The sequence below is a fragment of the Hymenobacter sp. UYP22 genome (genome assembly GCF_040547285.1).
GTDB lineage: Bacteria > Bacteroidota > Bacteroidia > Cytophagales > Hymenobacteraceae > Hymenobacter.
On record NZ_JBEPPK010000013.1, the window covers coordinates 132006 to 150509 of the forward strand.

Consider the following 18504-nt stretch of genomic DNA (forward strand, 5'->3'; position numbering starts at 1 on the left):
CCGGCTCACCGGCCGGCATGGCTTCGGCAGCTATTTAAGTTGTTTCTACTAAACTGAAAAGACCCTGGCGTGTGTTATAAGATGGCCGCCGTGGGAGTAGCGGCAACTTTCGCCCTTTTTTGGCATCTGTTTGGGGATGCGGCAAGTTGCAGCGGAGCACTACCTCCCAATGCGGCGGCACACCGAACAAACTTCTACCTTTGCGGCAATGACAAACGGGCTCGTCCTGATACCGACCTACAACGAGAAGGAAAATGCGGAGCTTATCATCCGCAAGGTCTTCTCCTTGCCCCAACCGTTCGATGTGCTCATCATTGATGATGGCTCGCCGGACGGCACGGCCGCCATTGTGCGCGGGCTGATGCCCGAGTTTCCGGAGCGGCTATTTCTGGAGGAGCGCACCGGCAAGCTGGGCCTGGGCACGGCCTATATTCACGGGTTCCACTGGGCTTTGGCGCGGGGCTACGAGTATGTGTTCGAAATGGACGCCGACTTCTCCCACAACCCCGATGATTTGGTGCGCCTGTACGATGCCTGCGTCCACCAGAATTACGATTTGGCCATTGGCTCCCGCTACATTCAGGGCGTAAACGTGGTGAATTGGCCCATGGACCGCGTGCTGATGTCCTACTTTGCCTCAGCTTACGTGCGTATTGTAACGGGCATGCCCATTCGAGATGCTACGGCCGGCTTTAAGTGCTACTCGGCCCGGGTGCTGCGCACTATTCTGCAGAACCGCATCCGGTTTGTGGGGTATGCCTTCCAGATTGAAATGAAGTGGCTGGCTCACAAGTACGGCTTCCGCATCAAGGAAGTGCCCATCATTTTCACCGACCGCACGCGGGGGGCATCCAAAATGAGCAAGGGCATTGTGCAGGAAGCTTTCTTTGGAGTTCTACAAATGAAGATTGCCAGCTGGTTCCGCCGTTTTGATCGTACCCCGGCAACCTCCCCCGACGCGGCCGTAGCGGCCCTGCCAGCTACTCCCGAGGCCCGTTAATCAATCAGCACCTTACCCAACTGCTCCCCACTCCAGCTACTACGCTTCAGCTGGAGTGGGGAGTAGCTTTTAGCGGCGGTTGGTTTCCGGTAGCGGCATATCGGGTTAGGCGCGTATCTTACCCCGATGGAAATATCCCCGCTGTTCTGGGTTAGCTTCAACGTGGGCGTGCTGGCCCTGCTGCTGCTCGATTTGCTGGTATTCAACCGCAAGGCCCACGTGGTACGCATGCGGGAAGCCTTGGGCTGGAGTGCCTTCTGGGTGGCCCTGTCGCTGAGCTTTAACTATGCCGTGTACCACTGGATGGGCAAGCAGGCGGCCATGGAGTTTCTCACCGGCTACCTCATCGAGAAGTCATTGAGCGTGGACAATCTGTTCGTGTTCCTGCTCATCTTCACCTACTTCAAAGTACCGCCGCAATACCAGCACAAGATTCTGTTCTGGGGTATTATTGGGGCCTTGGTGCTGCGGGCCGCGTTTATTTTGGCCGGGGCGGCGCTGCTGGCCAAGTTTCACTTTCTGCTGTATGTGCTGGGCGCGTTTCTGGTGTACACCGGCGTGAAGATGGCCACCAGCGGCGGGGAGCCGGAAATTGACCCCGACAACAATCCGGTAGTCAAGTTCCTGAGCCGCCATTTGCCCATCACCAATCGCTTGCACGAAGGCCGCTTCTTTGTGCGCCAGAACGGCACCCTGTTCGCCACGCCCTTACTGGTGGTGCTGGTGATGGTGGAAACCACTGACGTGGTATTCGCCGCCGACTCCATTCCCGCCATCCTGGCCGTTTCCCGCGACACTTTTATTGTGTACACCAGCAACGTATTTGCCCTGCTGGGGCTGCGGGCTCTGTATTTCGCGCTGGAAAGTCTGATGCGCCTGTTTCACTACCTGCACTACGGCCTCTCGCTCATCCTCGTCTTCATTGGGGGCAAGCTGCTGGCTACCGAGTTTGTGCACATTCCGATGGGCATTTCCCTGGGCGTCGTCGGGCTGATTCTGGCCGGTTCCATCGGGCTGTCGTTGCTATTCCCGAAGAAGGAAGGGGAAGTATAGCGGAAGTCAAAGAGAGAAAGTAAAAAGTCAAAGCCCGGCGTTCTGAATGACAGCCGGGCTTTGACTTTTTACTTTCTCTCTTTGACTTCCTTCTAATTCCCCGTTGGTGGGGTGGCGGGCGGGGCAGGCTGGTTGGTGTTCACGCCGGCATCGGGGGCGGTGTCGCCGCCGAGCAGGTCGATCAGGTTCAGGGGCTCGTACTGGGAGGAGTCGGCGGCTACTACGGTGCGCACCGTGTCGCGGGTAGCGCGCACGATGTACTGCCGGGCCGGGCCGGTGAAGTTTACGGAGGTACCCACGTTTTCGTACTCGCTCTGCGAAATGTAGCCTTTACGGGCCATCAGCTGGGCAATGAGCCGGTGGAAGTAGCGCCCGCTCACGCGCATTTCGCCGTATTGGTTAAAGCCGTTGCGGTAGTACTTGGGCCGGGGAATGATGCTGGCCAGAAACAGGCTTTCCGAAAGGTTGAGGTTGGCCGGGCGCTTATCGAAGTAGAATTCGGCGGCCTCGTGCACCCCGTAAATTTTTGGGCCCCACTCGATGATGTTCAGGTACACCTCCAGCATCCGCTCCTTGGTAGCCAGGCGCGTGTTTTCAATGATCCACACAATCAGGGCTTCCTCGGCCTTGCGCACCAGGGTTTTCTTGCGGGTCAGGAACACGTTTTTCACCAGCTGCATGCTGATGGTGCTACCGCCCCGGGCAAAGCGCCGCTCCTTTAGGTTCTGAATGGCCGACTTTACAAAGGCCTTTTCCATGAATCCCCGGTGCGTCATAAACCGCGGGTCTTCGGCCGTCATGATGGCGTACTTGAGGTAGTCAGAAACCTGGTTGTAGGGCGTATACTCGGGGTTCGAGGGGCCTACCAGGAAGGTTTTTACCGTGTCGCCCTTGTCATTATAGGCCGTGTGTAGGAACTCCTCGTTGAGCTGGTTCAGGTTCTCGCGCCCGAAGCGGGTGATGCGGAACTTGGTAGCCCGCAACCCCGAATCGAACTTGAGGCTGTCGAGCTTATTCATGTCCAGATCGGCCATGAGGTGGTACTGCACCGTACCCTCGGCCTGGGTGCCTTCCAGCGTTTCAAACATGCCCTCGGGCAGGGAGGCGAAGAAGTCGTTGGCCTTGGTTTCGGCCGATTCTACGTTCAGCTTCACCTGCACGCCGGCCAGCAGTTGGCTGCGGCTGGTGAGGCCGTTGATGTCCTTGCCAATCACGCGCTCCGGCACGGGCAGGCGGCGCACGCTCAGCTCCGGAAACAGCTCCATTTTGTTGAGGAGCACCCGCGTACCTTTTTCCAGGGCAAATGAGGCCTGGCCCAGCTTCATCACAAAGTCGATGCCCCCGCGCGGGAAGCGCACGTCACTATCGGAGAGCTTGGGGTGGTTCACGATGAAGTTGGCGGCCGAGGCGGTGCCTTTCACGGTCAACTCATCGTCCCCGCTCATATCTTTCTCGGAGAGGCTCACGCGCACCGTATCAAACTGCACCCGGGCCCCGTAGCGGCGCTGCACGTAGGGCAGCACCACGGGCCGCTTATCCAGTCCGAAAATATTGGCGTCCACCTCGTAGTCGCCAGCGTCGATGTGGCCCTGCACGCCCACCCGGTTTTCCACCGAGTCAATGTTAGCCGTGAGCTGCCCTATAATGTCACCGTCCTCGATGGCCAAACGCGGCATTACCAGGCGCGCCCGGTGACGGGGGCTCTGGTAGGTCACGAGGAAGTTCTGAAAGTCGGCTTCGTCGGGAATGTTATCGAAGGTGGCTTCCAGCAGCTGGTTGGCCAGCAAGCCGTAGTTAGTGCCCTTGGAAGTATCCACGGGCGCTACGGGCTGGTTTTTCTTCTTTTTGTAGAGGAAGGAGTAGTTATCCTGGCCGCTGCGGGTTTGGCGGGCGGTGAGGCGGGCGTTGTCGATTTCGAGGTTGCTGAACACGGGCCGGCCGGCAAACAGGCTGCGCACACTCAGGGAAGCCCGCACCTGCCGGGCCGTGAACAGGGTATCGTTGAGCGTAGTTGGCACCAAGCTCACGCCCTCCAGCTGCACGGTATTCAGGTCCGTGAAGCGGGCCGGGCCCAGGGTGAGCACCACGGGGTACTTGCCCTCCACCTTGGTTTTTACCTTGCGCAGGGCCAAATCCAGCAGCTCCTGCCGCTTAGCGAGGAAGATGCCGAGGCCCGTAAGCAGAAGCACCGCCAGGATGCCCAGGCCGATGCCGATTTTTTTCTTGGTAGCTGGAGTCACGCGCACAGTTCGGGAGAGAAGGAAGGGGCGGCCGGACCGAGCGAAGTTCGTGCCGAACCTGCCGCCGCTCTGCGGGCAAAGGTAACGAAAAAGGCCCGCGCCCCGATTGGCTTGCGGCCCGGCTTCCGCTACCTTTGGCCCGTTCCAGGCCATTTTTTCCTTCTACGCATGTCCGCTGCTCTCGACTATACCGTGCTTACGCCCCTCACCGCCGTGTCGCCTCTTGATGGTCGTTACCGCCGTCAGGTTACTCCGCTGGCCGCCTACTTCTCCGAGCTGGCCCTGATTCGGTACCGCGTGCTGGTGGAGGTGGAGTACTTTATTGCCCTTTGCGAGCTGCCCCTACCCCAACTGCAGGGCGTGAATCCGGAGGTTTTCGGCCAGCTGCGCGCCCTCTACACTGGTTTCAGCACCGCCGACGCCGAGGCCGTAAAAGCCCATGAGCGGGTGACCAACCACGACGTGAAGGCCGTGGAATATTTCCTGCGCGACCAGTTTACGGCCCTGGGCCTGGGGCAGTACCTGGAGTTTATCCACTTCGGCCTCACCTCCCAGGATATCAATAACACGGCCATTCCGCTTAGCCTCCAGCACGCGCTTATTCACACGCTGCTGCCCGCCTACGCGCAGGTGCGTAATCAGTTGGCCACCCGCGCCCAGAGTTGGGCCACGGTGCCCATGCTGGCCCGCACCCACGGCCAACCGGCCTCCCCTACCCGCTTAGGCAAGGAAGTGGAGGTGTTTGTAGCCCGCCTGGATGCGCAAGTGGAGCTGCTGGGCCAGGTGCCGTTCGGGGCGAAATTCGGCGGGGCTACCGGCAACTTCAACGCCCACCACGTGGCCTACCCCGGCACCGACTGGCACCAGTTTGCCCAGCAGTTTGTGGAGGGCCGCCTGGGCCTCAAGCGCAGTCACCCCACCACCCAAATTGAGCACTACGACCACCTGGCGGCCCTCTGCGATGGGATGAAGCGCCTGAACACCATCCTCATTGACCTGGCGCGGGACGTGTGGCAGTACATTTCCCTGGGCTACTTCCGCCAGACGGTGAAGGCCGGCGAAGTAGGCTCCTCGGCCATGCCCCATAAGGTAAACCCCATTGATTTTGAAAACGCCGAGGGTAACCTGGGCCTGGCCAATGCCGTGCTGGAGCACCTCTCGGCTAAGCTGCCCATCAGCCGCCTGCAGCGCGACCTGACCGACTCTACCGTACTGCGCAACCTAGGCGTACCGCTGGGCCACACGCTCATTGCCCTCACCGCCCTGCAGCGCGGCCTCGATAAGCTTGCCCTCGACGAAGCCGCCCTCCGCCGCGACCTGGACGACAACTGGGCGGTGGTAGCCGAGGCCCTGCAAACCATCCTGCGCCGCGAAAACTACCCCGACCCCTATAACGCCCTCAAAGCCCTTACCCGCACCGGCACCGCCATCAGCCAAGCCACCATCAGCGAGTTCGTGGATGGCTTGGATGTGAGCGACTCGGTGAAGCAGGAGTTGCGTGCTATTACCCCCAGCAGCTACGTGGGCGCTTAGCGTACGCCTGACTGCTCCAGTGAAACGCCCCGCCCGATTGTGGCGGGGCTTTTTGTGTGGTAGCCACTATCACTGTAATAAATTCATAATATTGATTACCAAATATTTATGCTATAACATTCAGCTTGTTTCAAAAAATAAGTAATCATATACTATAATATATAATTAAATGATGATAACTGAGTAGTATTCGAACCCAGAACATGGTACGCAGAGCTACCGGCGCAGGATTATTTTGGTCGGATTCTCCGCTCTGGGACGTGGTCTTCCCCGGCCATTGCTCTGCCACTACTGACCTCTGAACCTGTTATGACTATCGAGCAGCAGCGCGTCCAGGCGTGCATTCGTACGATTGCCTCCACGGCCGATCTGCACCCCGGCATTCTAATTGTCCACCACATCCCAAGTCAGACGGTAGTGTACATGTCGCGCCGGGGGCTGGAAATGCTGGGTATTAGCTTCGACGAACTGCTGGCTCTGGGCACCGACTACCACCAGCGGTTTTTTAACCCCGGAGACGCGGCCGAGTACGCCCCCAAAATCTGGGCCTTGGTGGAGCAAAATGATTTCGCGCAGGTCACCTCCTTTTTCCAGCAAGTCCGCACCATTGAAAGCCCCGACTGGAGCCTGTACCTGAGCGCCGTGCGCCTGCTGCTGCGCGACGACAACGACCGGCCGCTGCTGCTGCTCTCCTACTCCTGCGCCATCGACCCCAGCAGCCACATTCCCTTAAAAGTGCAGCGCCTGGTGGATGAAAACAACTTTCTGCGGCAGCACGCCGCCACGTTTGCCAGCCTCACCGGGCGCGAGCGGGAGGTGCTGCGGCTACTGGCCCTGGGCCACTCGGCCCCAGAAATTGCCGCTCAACTCTTCATTTCTCCCCAAACGGCCGAAACTCACCGCCGCAACGTACGCCAGAAGCTGGGCGCTACCACGGCATTTGAGCTGAGCGAATACGCCCGCGCCTTCGACCTGATTTAACCGGAATGTAGCCTCCTTATCCAGCGCATAAATACCCACTTCCGGGTATTGCGGCAGGGTGCGGCCGATGGACATCTTTGTGGTAGTCCAATCCTCACTTTTCCGTTTTAGCTGATGCGTATACTTCTACTTGCTCTGGGTCTGGCCCTTACGCTGCCCGCCGCCCACGCCCAAACCCCGGTCTGGACGGATGCCGTGCAGCCCACCGACTCCCGCCCCACCGATGGCACCGGGGCTTTAGGCCGGGGCATCACCGTGGATGCGGCCGGCAACCAGTACGTAACCGGCGTACTAAACAATAGCGGCGGCAGCGGGGCCCCCGCCGTCCGCGTATTCGGCAGCACCACTTTTGCAGGCGGCTCTGGGCTGGCCAGTGGCTTCATCGCCAAACTCTCGCCTACCCAACAGTGGCAGTGGGCTCTGCGGGCCACCTCCGACGGGGAAGGCGCGACCTTTCAGGAGTCGGCCGTGAGCCCGGCCGGCGACACGTACGGCGTAGGCCTGGTATTCGGCGACGCCAATATGACCACTGGGGGCACCACCCTAACCGTAGGCACCTACACCTATACCACCACCAAATACTTCGCGTCCTTCATCACCCGCCTCAATGCCAGCGGGCAGCCGCAATGGCTGGCGGGTGTATCGGGAGCACAAATCTATAGTTCGGGCTGGGATGCTACGGCGGGCAACCTGGTAGTGGCAGGGACCTACTCCGGCACCGTAACCGTTGGCGCTACCACCCTGCCAACCGCGCCGAGCACCGGCGGCTTGTTTGTGGCCCGGCTGAATGCCGCGGGCCAGTGGGTAAGCGCCGTGGGAGTTCCGAACACGGGCACGGCCAGCACCAGCCGCTTCGTGGTAAGCAAGGTTGCCGTGGGGCCGCAGGGCCAGGCGGCCATTGCCTTCCGCATCCGGAACGGCTCCATCACGCTGGGTTCCACCACCATCAACTCCATCAGCACTACCCAGGCTATTAGCGTAGTGGCCCAGCTGAATGCGGCCAACCAGTGGACGTGGGCCACCCAAACGCCTGCGGCCGGCTCTGGTTCGGTAGCTTATGTTCCCTCCGGATTGCAGTATGACCGCGCCGGCAACATCTGGCTGGCTGCCGAGGCGCCCAGCACCGATGCTATTCAGTTGGGTTCCGCTACGGTTACCGACGCGTCATTTACCGCCCGGCTTTCGTCGGCGGGCCAGTGGAGCGCCTTGGGCACCATTGGGCGTCCCAGCAGCATAAGTAACCCTTACGTGGCCGCATTAGCAGTAGACGGACAGGGCAACCCCGTTATTCTGGGCTCTTTGCCTGGAACCGGCACTTTCACTTTTGGCTCCCGCTCGGTAACCAACACTGCTTCCAACAGCAACTTTGTGGCTCGCTACAATCCCACTACCACTGCTTGGGATTATGCCCAGCTGACTCCTGCGGCGGGTGGTGACGGCTACAGCTTTGAGGCAGCGGCCATTGATGGCGCGGGTACCCTCACGGCTACAGGCATGCTGCGCGGCAGCGCCACGTTTGGCTTTACCACGCTTACCAACGCGGCCGCCAACGGCAACAACGTATTTGTGGCCCGGCTCAGCGGAGCCGGCCTCATTACGGCCGTACGCCAGGCCGTCGGCCTGGCCCCGCTAACCGTGTACCCGAACCCGGCCGGAGCCGGGGCGGCCACGCTGCGGCTACCGGTGGCCGCCACCGCCGCCCGCCCTTTGCTCCTACGCGACGCTCTGGGCCGGGTCGTACGCCAAGCCACTATTCAGGCCGGCCAGCAGGAAATACCCCTCCCCACCGCGGGCCTGCGCCCCGGCATGTACGTGGCGGAAACCAGCCTGCACCGCGCCCAAATAGTGATAGAGTAAGGGCAGACGCTTTATCGGCCGGCCTCGTCGCCGGCCGATAAAGCACCTGTTCAGCCAGCGGTTATTGTAGTTGGGCACTGTGGGAATCCTGGGGTGCCACACCTTACAGGACTCCCGCGGCACCCTACAACGGCTTACGGAAGTACACAGCGCGCAACTGCTAACGGGCCCGAAGCCGATAAGCCGTTGCGCGTTGTGTCCGCTGACCGGCCCCAACGTGGCCTGCTGGCACTCGCGCTGGTTTTCCGGCGCTACGCAGCGGTTCTCTCCTTTTTCACCAGACTATCACGCGTTTCACCCTCCTGGGCAGGCTTGGCTCCAGGCAGGAACGTGCGTGCCTGCTTTGCGGGCAAAACCTATTGCAGTAGCATGAAGAAACTCTACCCTTGTGGCTTGCTGCTGGCGTTACTGCCCGCAGGCGCTGCCGCGCAACAGCTTTTCAGTCCCTCTCACAGCAACTACGCTGGTCTTACGGGCACGGCCTGGAACCCGGCCACGGTGGCCGACAACCGCTACCTGTTTCAGGTGCAGTTACTGGCCCTGGACGGTCACGGCACCAACTCCGCCTACCGCTACACCGGCCCGGGCAGCCTGCTTACGTCCCCTGGCTCCGCCGACTTATCCAGCAACTACCTGCGCGGCATCTCCGGCAGCCGGCCCAAGCTCTTCAGCCTAGGATTGAACATGCGGGGGCCCGGTCTGCTGGTAAGTGCGGGTGCCAAACAGGGCTTCGCCATCAACTCCCGGGTCCGGACGGCCTTCCAGGGCAACCAGATTGGGGGCCAGATTCTGCAAGCGGCAGTCGATAAGTTCGATGTCCCTCAGCGGCTCAAGTCCACTTCCTTCAACCTTAATCTGAATGCCTTTGCCGAGTGGAATGCCACTTACGGGCGGGTGCTCTTGGAGAAGGAGCACCACTTCCTCAAGGCCGGAGTAACGCTGAAGCTCTTGCGCGGCATAGGGTCGGCCTACCTGCAAACGCAGGACGCCGACATCGAAATTGTCCGGCAGACCAGCCAAACGGGTGATACCATCGTGCGCGTGAACTCCTACACCGGGGCTTTCGCGTATTCCAACCCCCAGGCCTTCGATGATATAACGGTTGATAAGGCCGTGCAATGGCTGACGTTGGGTAAGGCCCCGGGAGCAGGCTGGGGCACCGATGTGGGCTTCGTATATGAGTACCGCCCTTCGGACGAACACAACACCTACACCGATAAGCAGGGCAAGCAGCGCCCGGACTTAGGCCGCAACAAATACCGGTACCGCATCTCGGCTTCCATCACCGATATTGGCTCCCTTCGTTACCGGGAGCAGGCCGTGGCCTACAACGATATCAACGTGCGCAACAGGGGAGTGAGTGAGGCTGATTTGAGCGGAATTGATGCCGATAACTTCGATGAGAAGCTTAACCGCATTTTTCAGACCCAGCAGTTCGCCCGCGCATCCGCGTTTCGCGTGGGGTTGCCTACGGCCCTGAACCTGGATGTGGATTATCGCCTGAATCGGATGTTGTTCGCGAATCTGGCGGTGAGCCAGAGCCTGCGCCCGGGCTTTGCTAAGGGCATGCGCCACTTCTCCTACGCAGCCCTGACGCCCCGCCTGGAAACCCGCTGGCTGGAACTGGCTACGCCCATCTCCCTGAACAACAACTACCAACTGTTCTCTTACGGTGCTTTGGTGCGGGTGGGCCCGCTGGCAGTCGGCTCCAATAATTTATCGGCTCTGTTTGCCTCTAATGATCCTTACGGGGTGAATGCCTACGCCGAGTTTTCCTTGCTGGCCTGGGCGCACAAGAAGCACCGGAACAAACTCAAACCGCCCATCAAGTAAGCGCCCACCGCCCGCGTTCCGGGCAGGGTGTGCAACCCTGCCCGATACTAATAGGTGGTACAGTGAACGGCCCGACGGCAGCCAGCCGTCGGGCCGGTTTGCGTACGCCAAAGGTGCTGCTTCGTCATCGGACCTAGGCCAAAAGCTGGCAGCAACCGGCCCGATGGCGGGCAGCCGCCGGACGGGAGTAGTTTATGCCACTGGCTCCTCGGCCAGCAACTGCTCAATTTCTGCCGTTTCAAAAGCTAACGTACGCAGCCGCAACGCCAGCAGCCGGGCCGCCAGACCCTGGCCATTCTGCTCCCGCCCGCGCAGCCACTTCTGCGTTAGCGCATCAACCGGGGCAAACGCGGCCCGCAGGGCGGGCATACGCATAACCAAGCGCCGTTTTGTTACATCTTGTTCTGTCAGAAAATAAAATGTAACAACCCAGCTCTTTACCCAAACAACTGGTCGGGCTTTTTCGGCTGTCTGCCCTGCGGCTGCTACTTTTACCGGCTCATTCTCCCGCATCTGCCCCAATGCCCCAGCTCAACGGCGTAACCCTTCATCCCGACTGCCGCCATTTTCGTGGTGATATTCCCTGCCGCCCCAATAAGGAGCACGGCTACCAATGCGCTGGCTGCCCGGTATATGCGCCTACCCAGCAGCGTATCCTCATCATCAAGCTTGGGGCCATTGGCGACGTTATCCGGACGACGCCCCTGCTACGACGGTTGCGGCAAGAGTACCCGAACAGTAAAATCACCTGGCTTACCCTCACTCCTGCCATCCTTCCGCAAAGTGGTGGCTGGATTGATGAGATTCTGAAGCTGGAGCTGACCAGCGTACTACACCTGCAGCAGCGGGAGTTCGACGTGCTGTTCAACCTCGATAAGGACAAAGAAGCCTGCGCGCTGTTGGGCAGCATCCGGGCCCGGCAGAAGTTTGGCTACCAGTTGCACCCCGAGTACGGCGTAGCCTGGCCCGCCAACGACCTAGCCAACCATAAGTACTTCACCGGCGTGTTCGATGAGCTGAGCCAGCAAAACCAGAAGCCCTACGTGCAGGAAATTTTCGAGCTGTGCGGCTACGAGTTTCAGCACGAGGAATACGTGTTCGATACCCACGAGGATAAGGGCTACGACTGGAGCCAGTTGCCCCAGGGTCGCCCCCGCATCGGCCTCAACACCGGCTGCGGCGACCGGTGGACGACCCGCCTGTGGTCAGATGAGAAGTGGATTACCCTTATCAACCAGCTGCAACAGGCTGGCTACGCGCCCGTGCTGCTGGGCGGCGAGGCCGAGGATGAGCGCAACCGCCGCCTCCACGCCGCCACCGGCGCGACCTACCTGGGCACCTTCTCCCTACCGCAGTTCATCAACCTGATGCACCAGATGGACGGCATTGTGACGCAGGTAACCATGGCCATGCACATCAGCATTGCCCTGCGCAAGCCCACCATTCTGATGAACAACATCTTCAACCCCTACGAATTTGACCTCTACGGCCGTGGCCAACTGGTGCAGCCAGATAAACAGTGCGTATGCTTCTACCGGGGCTCGTGCAAGCTGGGTACCACTAGCTGCATGGAGCAGCTACCCGCGGAGAAAGTATTCGAAGCTGTGCGGACGAGTGTGCCTTTAGCGTAGGTAAGCGGCTATGCGGGTTAGTGGTCGTTGGGTAAAGAAATCTACACGCTTCTGCCAGCATCTTGCAGATCCGAACCACTTACGTGGTGCAGGTCGGTAGCACTGTTGAATGCGCGCAACAAGCCATTCCTCATTCCAGCCAGCCCATTCGCCTGCTAGTTCCTGCACGTTAAACCACAGCGCAGGGGCTACTTCGTTGTAATTTATTAGGAGGATTTCAGCCCATGAAAAGCCACTCTCCGCGCATACAACGGCAATATGTTGAAAGTCCTGCTCTTGCAACTCAGTATCTAAGTACAGATCAGCTAGTGCCACCCATACAGGCTTCCGACGTTCTGCATCGGCAATACTCATAGGGTAGCTACTTCCTTCAGTGCCTTCACCATAACGTCCCAGGAAAACTCTTTTTTCTTGGCCCATACGCCGGCGGTGAATTCCTGCTCCCGCTGGTACTTGTAAAAATCTACCAACGCATCGGCAATGGCTTGGGGGGTAGGCGGCACCACGTAGCCCACTTCCCCATTCGGAATCAGCTCAGCCAGGCCGCCCACGTCGGTTACCAGCATGGGGCGGCTGAAATGGTAGGCAATCTGCGAAACGCCGCTTTGCGTAGCGTTTTTGTAGGGCTGCACCACCATATCAGCGGCGCAGAAATAGTCTACTACCCGCTCGTTCGGAATGAAATCGGTAGCGCGTACCAGGCGGCTTTCCAAGTTGTGCTGCTTGATGAGGGCCTCGTAGGGCGCAGCGTCTTCGTAATACTCGCCCGCTACAATGAGCTTGAGTGGCAGCCGAGCCAGCCGCTCATCGGCAAAAGCCTGCAACAGAATGTCAAGTCCCTTATAAGCCCGGATGAAGCCGAAGAACAGCAGGTAGCCAAACGCGGGGTCGAGGCCCAAGGCGGCCAGCGCTTCGGCTTTCGGTTTTAGCGGGCCAAAATTATCGTAGAGTGGGTGCGGCCGGTAGAGGGCGGGCTGCCGGAAGTGCAGGCGGCGCAAATCGGCCAGCACCGAGCGGCTCATGGTCACGAAGCCGTGACAGGCGCTCAGGAAGTAGCGCGTGAGTGGTCGGTCGCCGGGCCGTTTCTCATGCGGAATCACGTTGTCCGTAATGGCGACCACGCGGGTATGGCGGTTGCGCCGGATTAGGCGGGCTACCGTGCCCAAAGCCGGCCCCATAAACGGCAGCCAGAACCGGAAAATCACTAAATCGGGCCGCTCCCGGCACAAACGGTTACCTACCCGGTACCAGCTCACGGGATTCACCGAGTTCAAGCTGACTTCAATACTCAAATCATCGGGGCCCGGCTCGGTGCTGAACTGCGTCTGCCCCGGAAATAGGAAATCGGGGTATTGCAGGGAAAACGTGACGAGGCGCACCTCGTCGCCGGCCTCGCGGAAAGCCCGAGCCAACCGCTCGTTGTAGGTGGCCAACCCACCCCGTAGCGGATACGCCGGCCCGATGATAACTACTTTCATAGACAGGAAAACTCATGCAAGCAGCACGTCCTGCTGAGCGCAGCCGAAGCATCTCTATCGAGGCTAATCACGGAGTTAGCACTACGGTAGAGATGCTTCGGCTGCGCTCAGCATGACGTGCCACGCGTGTTGATGTATCTACTTCAGGTTCAGCCTTTCCCGCACCAGGTAGTCGTTGCGGTGGGCACCGTTGAGCTGTACCATTTCGGCCAGAAAACCGGCTAGGAACAGCTGCACGCCTACCACCACGGCCACTAAAGCCAGAAAGAACAGCGGTTGAGCCGTAACGTCGCGGGTGGCGAGGTTCATAATCCAGGAGTGCCATACCTTCTCTCCCACCAACCACAGCGTAATCAGCATTCCAATCAGAAACGACACCGAGCCTAAAGCCCCAAAGAAGTGCATGGGCCGCCGCCGGAATCGGCTCACGAACGTAATGCTCATCAAATCGAGGAAGCCGTACATGAACCGCTCCAGCCCGAACTTGGTGGTGCCGTACTTACGCTCCTGATGCTGCACCACCTTCTCACCGATGCGCCGGAACCCAGCCCATTTGGCAATAACGGGGATGTAGCGGTGCATTTCGCCGTACACCTCTATACTCTTCACCACCCGGCTATCATAGGCTTTCAGACCGCAGTTGAAATCGTGCAGGTGAATGCCCGAAATCCAGCGCGTAACGCCGTTGAATAACTTGGTAGGAATGGTTTTGCTGAGCGGGTCGTAGCGTTTCTTCTTCCAGCCGCTTACCAGGTCAAGGCCGTCCTGGGTAATCATGCGGTAGAGTTCCGGCAGTTCTTCCGGCGAGTCCTGCAAGTCGGCATCCATGGTGAACACCACCCGGCCCGTGGTTTCCTTGAACCCCACATTCAGGGCTGCCGACTTGCCGTAGTTGCGGTTAAAGCGGATGCCACGCAGATGCGTATCGGCAGCGGCCAGCTGCTCAATCACTTCCCAAGAGTCATCCGTCGAGCCATCGTCAATCAAGAGTACCTCATACGTCAGCCCGTGCTGGGCCAGCACGCGGTTGATCCAACGGGTGAGTTCCGGCAACGACTCGGCTTCGTTGAGCAGGGGAATGACAATGGACAGCTCAACCGGAAAATGCTGCGAAAGACGCTTACTCAAACTCAGGGCGGGTGTGTTTAGTGAAGGCAGAAATAATCAGAGACAGTAAGAAACCGAAAAAGGCGGTGGCAACAATGGCCCACACAATGCTGAGTGGCCCCGTAGGCATTAACTTTTCTGTCCACTGTATTGCTTGCTCTATTTGCTCCTCACTCATATTGCCATCGGCTTCCAACTTGGCGCGGCTGGAATCCAAGGTGCGCTGCACGTATTCAGTGTCAATAAAATTGACATAGAGGTAGTTAAAGACACCGCTTAGTGCGCCAATAACTGCACCAGCAATAGTGGCAATACCCAAACCTTGGGCGTAGCTCATGAAACCCGCATTGTGCTGTTTATAGAACCTGTGGGCTAGGATAATACCGCCAATCAGAATAGCAAACGTGAGTAAGCCCATCATAGGCTTCTGCTCCAAGTCCGCCGCCTTCAGTAGAAAGGAGTAAATGATAGTAGCAATGCCTACTAGCAGTCCATAACGCAGACCAGCTGATACAGGAGTGACGGGTGAAGTGGTAGTGGTAGGTTCCATAGCGCGGAAGTGAGGTTGGATGAACGGATACGGGAAGGTATGTTATTTCCGCAGAAACACGCCCCCCGGAATGCTCAACACAACACCCAACAGCAGTTTTTTAACAAATTCATCCTGCGCAAACTCAGCAGCCGTGGTGGCCAGGTTACGCAGCGTGGCTTGGTACTGCTGCAGCCCATTGGCCTCTTTAGTATAAAGGGCTTTAGAAGCCTCCAGCATTTTCTTGGCTTCTACCAAGTGCTCTGCAATCAAGGCTGAACCAGTCAGGCGCGAAAACACATACATTCCCGCCGCTGCCACGGCCGCCGTTACCACTGCTGTAAGTACTCCTACTGCAATAGAGCGCCATAGCCCCGGCCCTTCCGGCACATAATACCGCCGCAGAAGTAGTTGGGCGCTTACGGCCGCAATGGGCGTAAAAAAGTCCGCCAGAGTGCGCTTTGGTCCGTACGGGTTGTTATCCGTCAGGTAAAGAAATAGCACCCAGCAGATGCACAAAAAACCGGCTACTGTTCCGCACAGGATAGCGGTGCGTAGTAGAGGCCTGGGATGAGGGAGGGTTGGTTCCACGGTAAGCAGCAAATGAGCCCACAAGATACGCCGCGGCCCGTTCATTCCACGGGCCTACCCTAGCTCCGTATGCGTTACTGGACTTACCCGGGCAGCAAACCTATGCCGCAAGTGCGGCAGGCACAGCTTGTCGCCGGGGCCAGCGCAACAGGATTCCTTCCAGTAGTAAGCAGGCCAAAGCACCCCACACAAAATAGCGCCATAATGGCGTACCCACTTGGGTGGCTTTGTACCGACCCGCTATTGTTTGCCCTGCACTGGCTTCGTATACCTGCACATTCGGGTACTTATTCCCGAGCATCTGCCTCAACTCTGTCGCTGTGTAGCTACGCAAGTCCGATTCACGCTTGTCGACATTGAAAGCTAGAGTAGCCACAACTTTTCCCCCTCGCTCCAACCGGTAGAAACCAGGTAGTCGCAGTGCCGCTGGCAAATCCAACCGGAGGCTACCGCCTTGCTCTTGCTGCCCCGGAATAACCCGTATGCTGTCCTGCACCAACTGGTACACAGTTTCTGTGCTACGCCGGCTCGTACTCTTAGGCAACCTCAACCGTATGCTTGATTGGGTAAGCCGGTAGGCCGGCTGATGCTCTTGCTGGTAGCTCAACATCCCTAACCGGTACATTACTGGCACAAAGAGTGGGTGCCGAGCAAAATCGGAATACTGCTCGCTAAATGGCGCTGCAAAAACATACACGCTACCCGCCCCACTCGGAAAACCTGATAAGTAGTTATCTCCGTCCCGCATGCGTAGCACATCAGTCCCCGAGCGGGACCACCGCAGCACTGGCGCCGCTTTTGGCATACCAGCCCGTACGTTTATACCAGCAAATACATCCTTGAAGAAAGTGTTTTGAGTACTCGGTGCCGCCACTTGTTGCAGCACTGGCGCCTGCTGCAACGCCGGCTGCCACTGCATAGGCCCTACTCCCAAAGCCCGGAAGAACTGCGTGTACGCTCCCCGTTCGTTTGTTGCTACCGGGGGCACTATTACAAGTGTAGCACCTTGCTGCACCGCTCTTCGCAAATTATCCTGCAAGCCTGCACTTAGGCTTGCCAGTTCCCGTATTACTAGCAGGTTAGCAGAGTTTATGTCCTGATAATTGACTTGCCGGCTGGTAAAGTGCTGATACGCGAATAGCGGCTCGTTGGCATACAAACGGTCCAATGCAGCCGTTTCGCTCAACTCCACCACCCGGATTTGCGCCGCTGGTTGCAGGGTGAAATAATAGGTATTGTCAAAATCAACTGGATAATCGTCAAGCTGAAGCTGCGCCAATTGGGCTTCTGCACCTTGCAACCGAATGCGTACTTGCGTTACCGTAGTTTGCCCGGCCGGAACTGTTGCTTGAAAAGCTGCCGCCTGTTGACTCCCAAGTAAGAGTTTAACTCCGCAGGTAGCGGCTGGTTCTTGACCTCCGTTTTTCAACCGAATATGCAACGTCACATCTGCTCCCTGACGGATAAACGCATCATCCACCCACACACTATCCACAAACACATTTGCTTGGTACTTGGCAGTTAATGGCACCAAAAATACCCGTTGCGCCGAGTCCAAGGCAGCAAATGAGCTAGTGGAAAAATTGCTTTTCTGAAAATCGGAAAACACAAATAAAGGGCCTGGCTGCCCCCCCCGCTGTGCTTGTGCCTGCCGCAGAAGGGTACCTACGGGCTCTGCTTGTCCATTTACCTGCACTTGCTCAACTGCTTCCCGGTAAGCTACTGCGCTAAGCGGTTCTTTATTACCTGGCCATAACCAGAAGCGAGCCGCAGGAGGAAAAGCCAAGGGAAGCTCAGCAGCTTGTAGAACCGCTTGCTCCAGCAAGGCCTGATCATTCCCGCCTTGCTGCTGCATGCTTGGTGAAGCATCCACCACCACCTGCACAGAAGAATTCAATATCGCACTTTGCTCTGGTGCTGGTATGTAAGGCTGTGCAAAAACCAGCACCAAACAGCTAACCAAAAGAACCCGACAAACTAGAATCAGAAGATGCTTCAGCTTACGCTGCCGGGCCGTTACTAGCTGCACCTGCTTAATAAACTCCACATTGGAAAACAGTACCCGTTGCGGACGGCGCAGTTCGAACAGATGAATAATGATAGGAATTGCTATTCCAAGTAATCCAACTAGAAACCCAGGATGCGTGAATGCCATGCCAATCGTTTAGTAAGTCAAGATAAACACAAATTGGAGTTAACAGGTTGCGCGAGTTGTTTAGAAGCCTCTCAGTAGAATGAGCAGCGACATCCTCATCAAATTGCAAAACGAAAGCCAAGCTCTGCAATAGAGCTTGGCTTACAATCAGAGAATCACACCATATTTTTCAAGACGACTACAGAAGCAACACTTGCTTAAACTAAAGCGCTAATCAGCCAGAGACAAAATCCTCTACCTATGCCTCATTCAACCGAGGGCAGCAGCGGCGGCAACCCCATAAGCAAATAGTCTGTCACTTGGCCCCTACTTACCCGTCACCGAGTCCCCGTAACAGGTAGACGAATGGCCTGCGGCAAGGCGGGTTTCTGCCAGGAAGCGTTTGGCCCGGGTCCGGGCCTGGGGCCCTGGGGATGGCCCGAAAACACAACCGCCCCGCGCATTCCGGTCACGATGGACACAAGGAACGCAGCGGGGCGGTTGGATCTGATAAGGTTGGCGGCGACCGACTCTCCC

General features: G+C 58.2%; 15 protein-coding genes. 7 read left to right on the forward strand and 8 right to left on the reverse strand.

Annotated elements, in window-relative coordinates:
* The first annotated feature begins 208 nt into the window (after positions 1 to 208).
* On the forward strand, positions 209 to 1000 hold the full coding sequence (locus ABIB60_RS17890) for a polyprenol monophosphomannose synthase (protein WP_354581847.1): 792 nt from the start codon (positions 209 to 211) through the stop codon (positions 998 to 1000).
* A 126-nt stretch (positions 1001 to 1126) separates the two neighbouring features.
* Positions 1127 to 2053 (forward strand): TerC family protein, encoded by a 927-nt coding sequence (locus ABIB60_RS17895; protein ID WP_354581848.1) that lies wholly within the window; start codon positions 1127 to 1129, stop codon positions 2051 to 2053.
* Positions 2054 to 2145: 92 nt separating this feature from the next.
* On the opposite strand, the gene ABIB60_RS17900 is transcribed toward ABIB60_RS17895, so the two are convergent.
* Positions 2146 to 4299 (reverse strand): transglycosylase domain-containing protein, encoded by a 2154-nt coding sequence (locus ABIB60_RS17900; RefSeq protein ID WP_354581849.1) that lies wholly within the window; start codon positions 4297 to 4299, stop codon positions 2146 to 2148.
* Between the two features lie 162 nt (positions 4300 to 4461).
* Between ABIB60_RS17900 and purB the strand changes: the two genes are divergently transcribed.
* From purB to ABIB60_RS17920, 4 genes are all read left to right on the forward strand, one after another.
* Positions 4462 to 5826 carry an adenylosuccinate lyase gene (gene purB, locus ABIB60_RS17905; RefSeq protein ID WP_354581850.1) on the forward strand — a complete coding sequence of 455 codons (1365 nt, stop codon included), beginning with the start codon at positions 4462 to 4464 and terminating at the stop codon, positions 5824 to 5826.
* A gap of 309 nt (positions 5827 to 6135) precedes the next feature.
* Positions 6136 to 6807, forward strand: a complete 672-nt coding sequence (locus ABIB60_RS17910; RefSeq protein WP_354581851.1) for a LuxR family transcriptional regulator — start codon at positions 6136 to 6138, stop codon at positions 6805 to 6807.
* Between the two features lie 114 nt (positions 6808 to 6921).
* Positions 6922 to 8664, forward strand: coding sequence for a T9SS type A sorting domain-containing protein (locus tag ABIB60_RS17915; RefSeq protein WP_354581852.1), 1743 nt, complete (start codon positions 6922 to 6924; stop codon positions 8662 to 8664).
* A 369-nt stretch (positions 8665 to 9033) separates the two neighbouring features.
* Complete coding sequence (locus ABIB60_RS17920) at positions 9034 to 10497, forward strand: DUF5723 family protein (RefSeq protein WP_354581853.1); 1464 nt, start codon at positions 9034 to 9036, stop codon at positions 10495 to 10497.
* Between the two features lie 192 nt (positions 10498 to 10689).
* On the opposite strand, the gene ABIB60_RS17925 is transcribed toward ABIB60_RS17920, so the two are convergent.
* On the reverse strand, positions 10690 to 10866 hold the full coding sequence (locus ABIB60_RS17925) for a hypothetical protein (protein WP_354581854.1): 177 nt from the start codon (positions 10864 to 10866) through the stop codon (positions 10690 to 10692).
* Between the two features lie 152 nt (positions 10867 to 11018).
* Here ABIB60_RS17925 and ABIB60_RS17930 point away from each other — a divergent pair, with 152 nt between their 5' ends.
* Positions 11019 to 12128 carry a glycosyltransferase family 9 protein gene (locus tag ABIB60_RS17930; RefSeq protein ID WP_354581855.1) on the forward strand — a complete coding sequence of 370 codons (1110 nt, stop codon included), beginning with the start codon at positions 11019 to 11021 and terminating at the stop codon, positions 12126 to 12128.
* Here ABIB60_RS17930 and ABIB60_RS17935 read toward each other — a convergent pair.
* From ABIB60_RS17935 to ABIB60_RS17960, 6 genes are all read right to left on the reverse strand, one after another.
* Positions 12120 to 12482 (reverse strand): DUF7079 family protein, encoded by a 363-nt coding sequence (locus ABIB60_RS17935; protein ID WP_354581856.1) that lies wholly within the window; start codon positions 12480 to 12482, stop codon positions 12120 to 12122. The genes ABIB60_RS17930 and ABIB60_RS17935 overlap by 9 nt on opposite strands.
* Entirely contained in the window at positions 12479 to 13606 is a 1128-nt protein-coding gene (locus ABIB60_RS17940) for a glycosyltransferase (protein WP_354581857.1), read from the reverse strand. Before ABIB60_RS17940 ends, ABIB60_RS17935 begins: the two co-directional genes overlap by 4 nt.
* Positions 13607 to 13744: 138 nt before the next feature.
* A complete protein-coding gene (locus ABIB60_RS17945) occupies positions 13745 to 14734 on the reverse strand; it encodes a glycosyltransferase family 2 protein (protein WP_354581858.1) in 990 nt (329 codons plus the stop codon).
* Positions 14727 to 15263 carry a DUF4199 domain-containing protein gene (locus ABIB60_RS17950; RefSeq protein ID WP_354581859.1) on the reverse strand — a complete coding sequence of 179 codons (537 nt, stop codon included), beginning with the start codon at positions 15261 to 15263 and terminating at the stop codon, positions 14727 to 14729. Before ABIB60_RS17950 ends, ABIB60_RS17945 begins: the two co-directional genes overlap by 8 nt.
* A 42-nt stretch (positions 15264 to 15305) precedes the next feature.
* Positions 15306 to 15833 (reverse strand): DUF4199 domain-containing protein, encoded by a 528-nt coding sequence (locus tag ABIB60_RS17955; protein WP_354581860.1) that lies wholly within the window; start codon positions 15831 to 15833, stop codon positions 15306 to 15308.
* Between the two features lie 100 nt (positions 15834 to 15933).
* Positions 15934 to 17988 (reverse strand): BatA domain-containing protein, encoded by a 2055-nt coding sequence (locus tag ABIB60_RS17960; RefSeq protein ID WP_354581861.1) that lies wholly within the window; start codon positions 17986 to 17988, stop codon positions 15934 to 15936.
* Between the last annotated feature and the right edge of the window lie 516 nt (positions 17989 to 18504).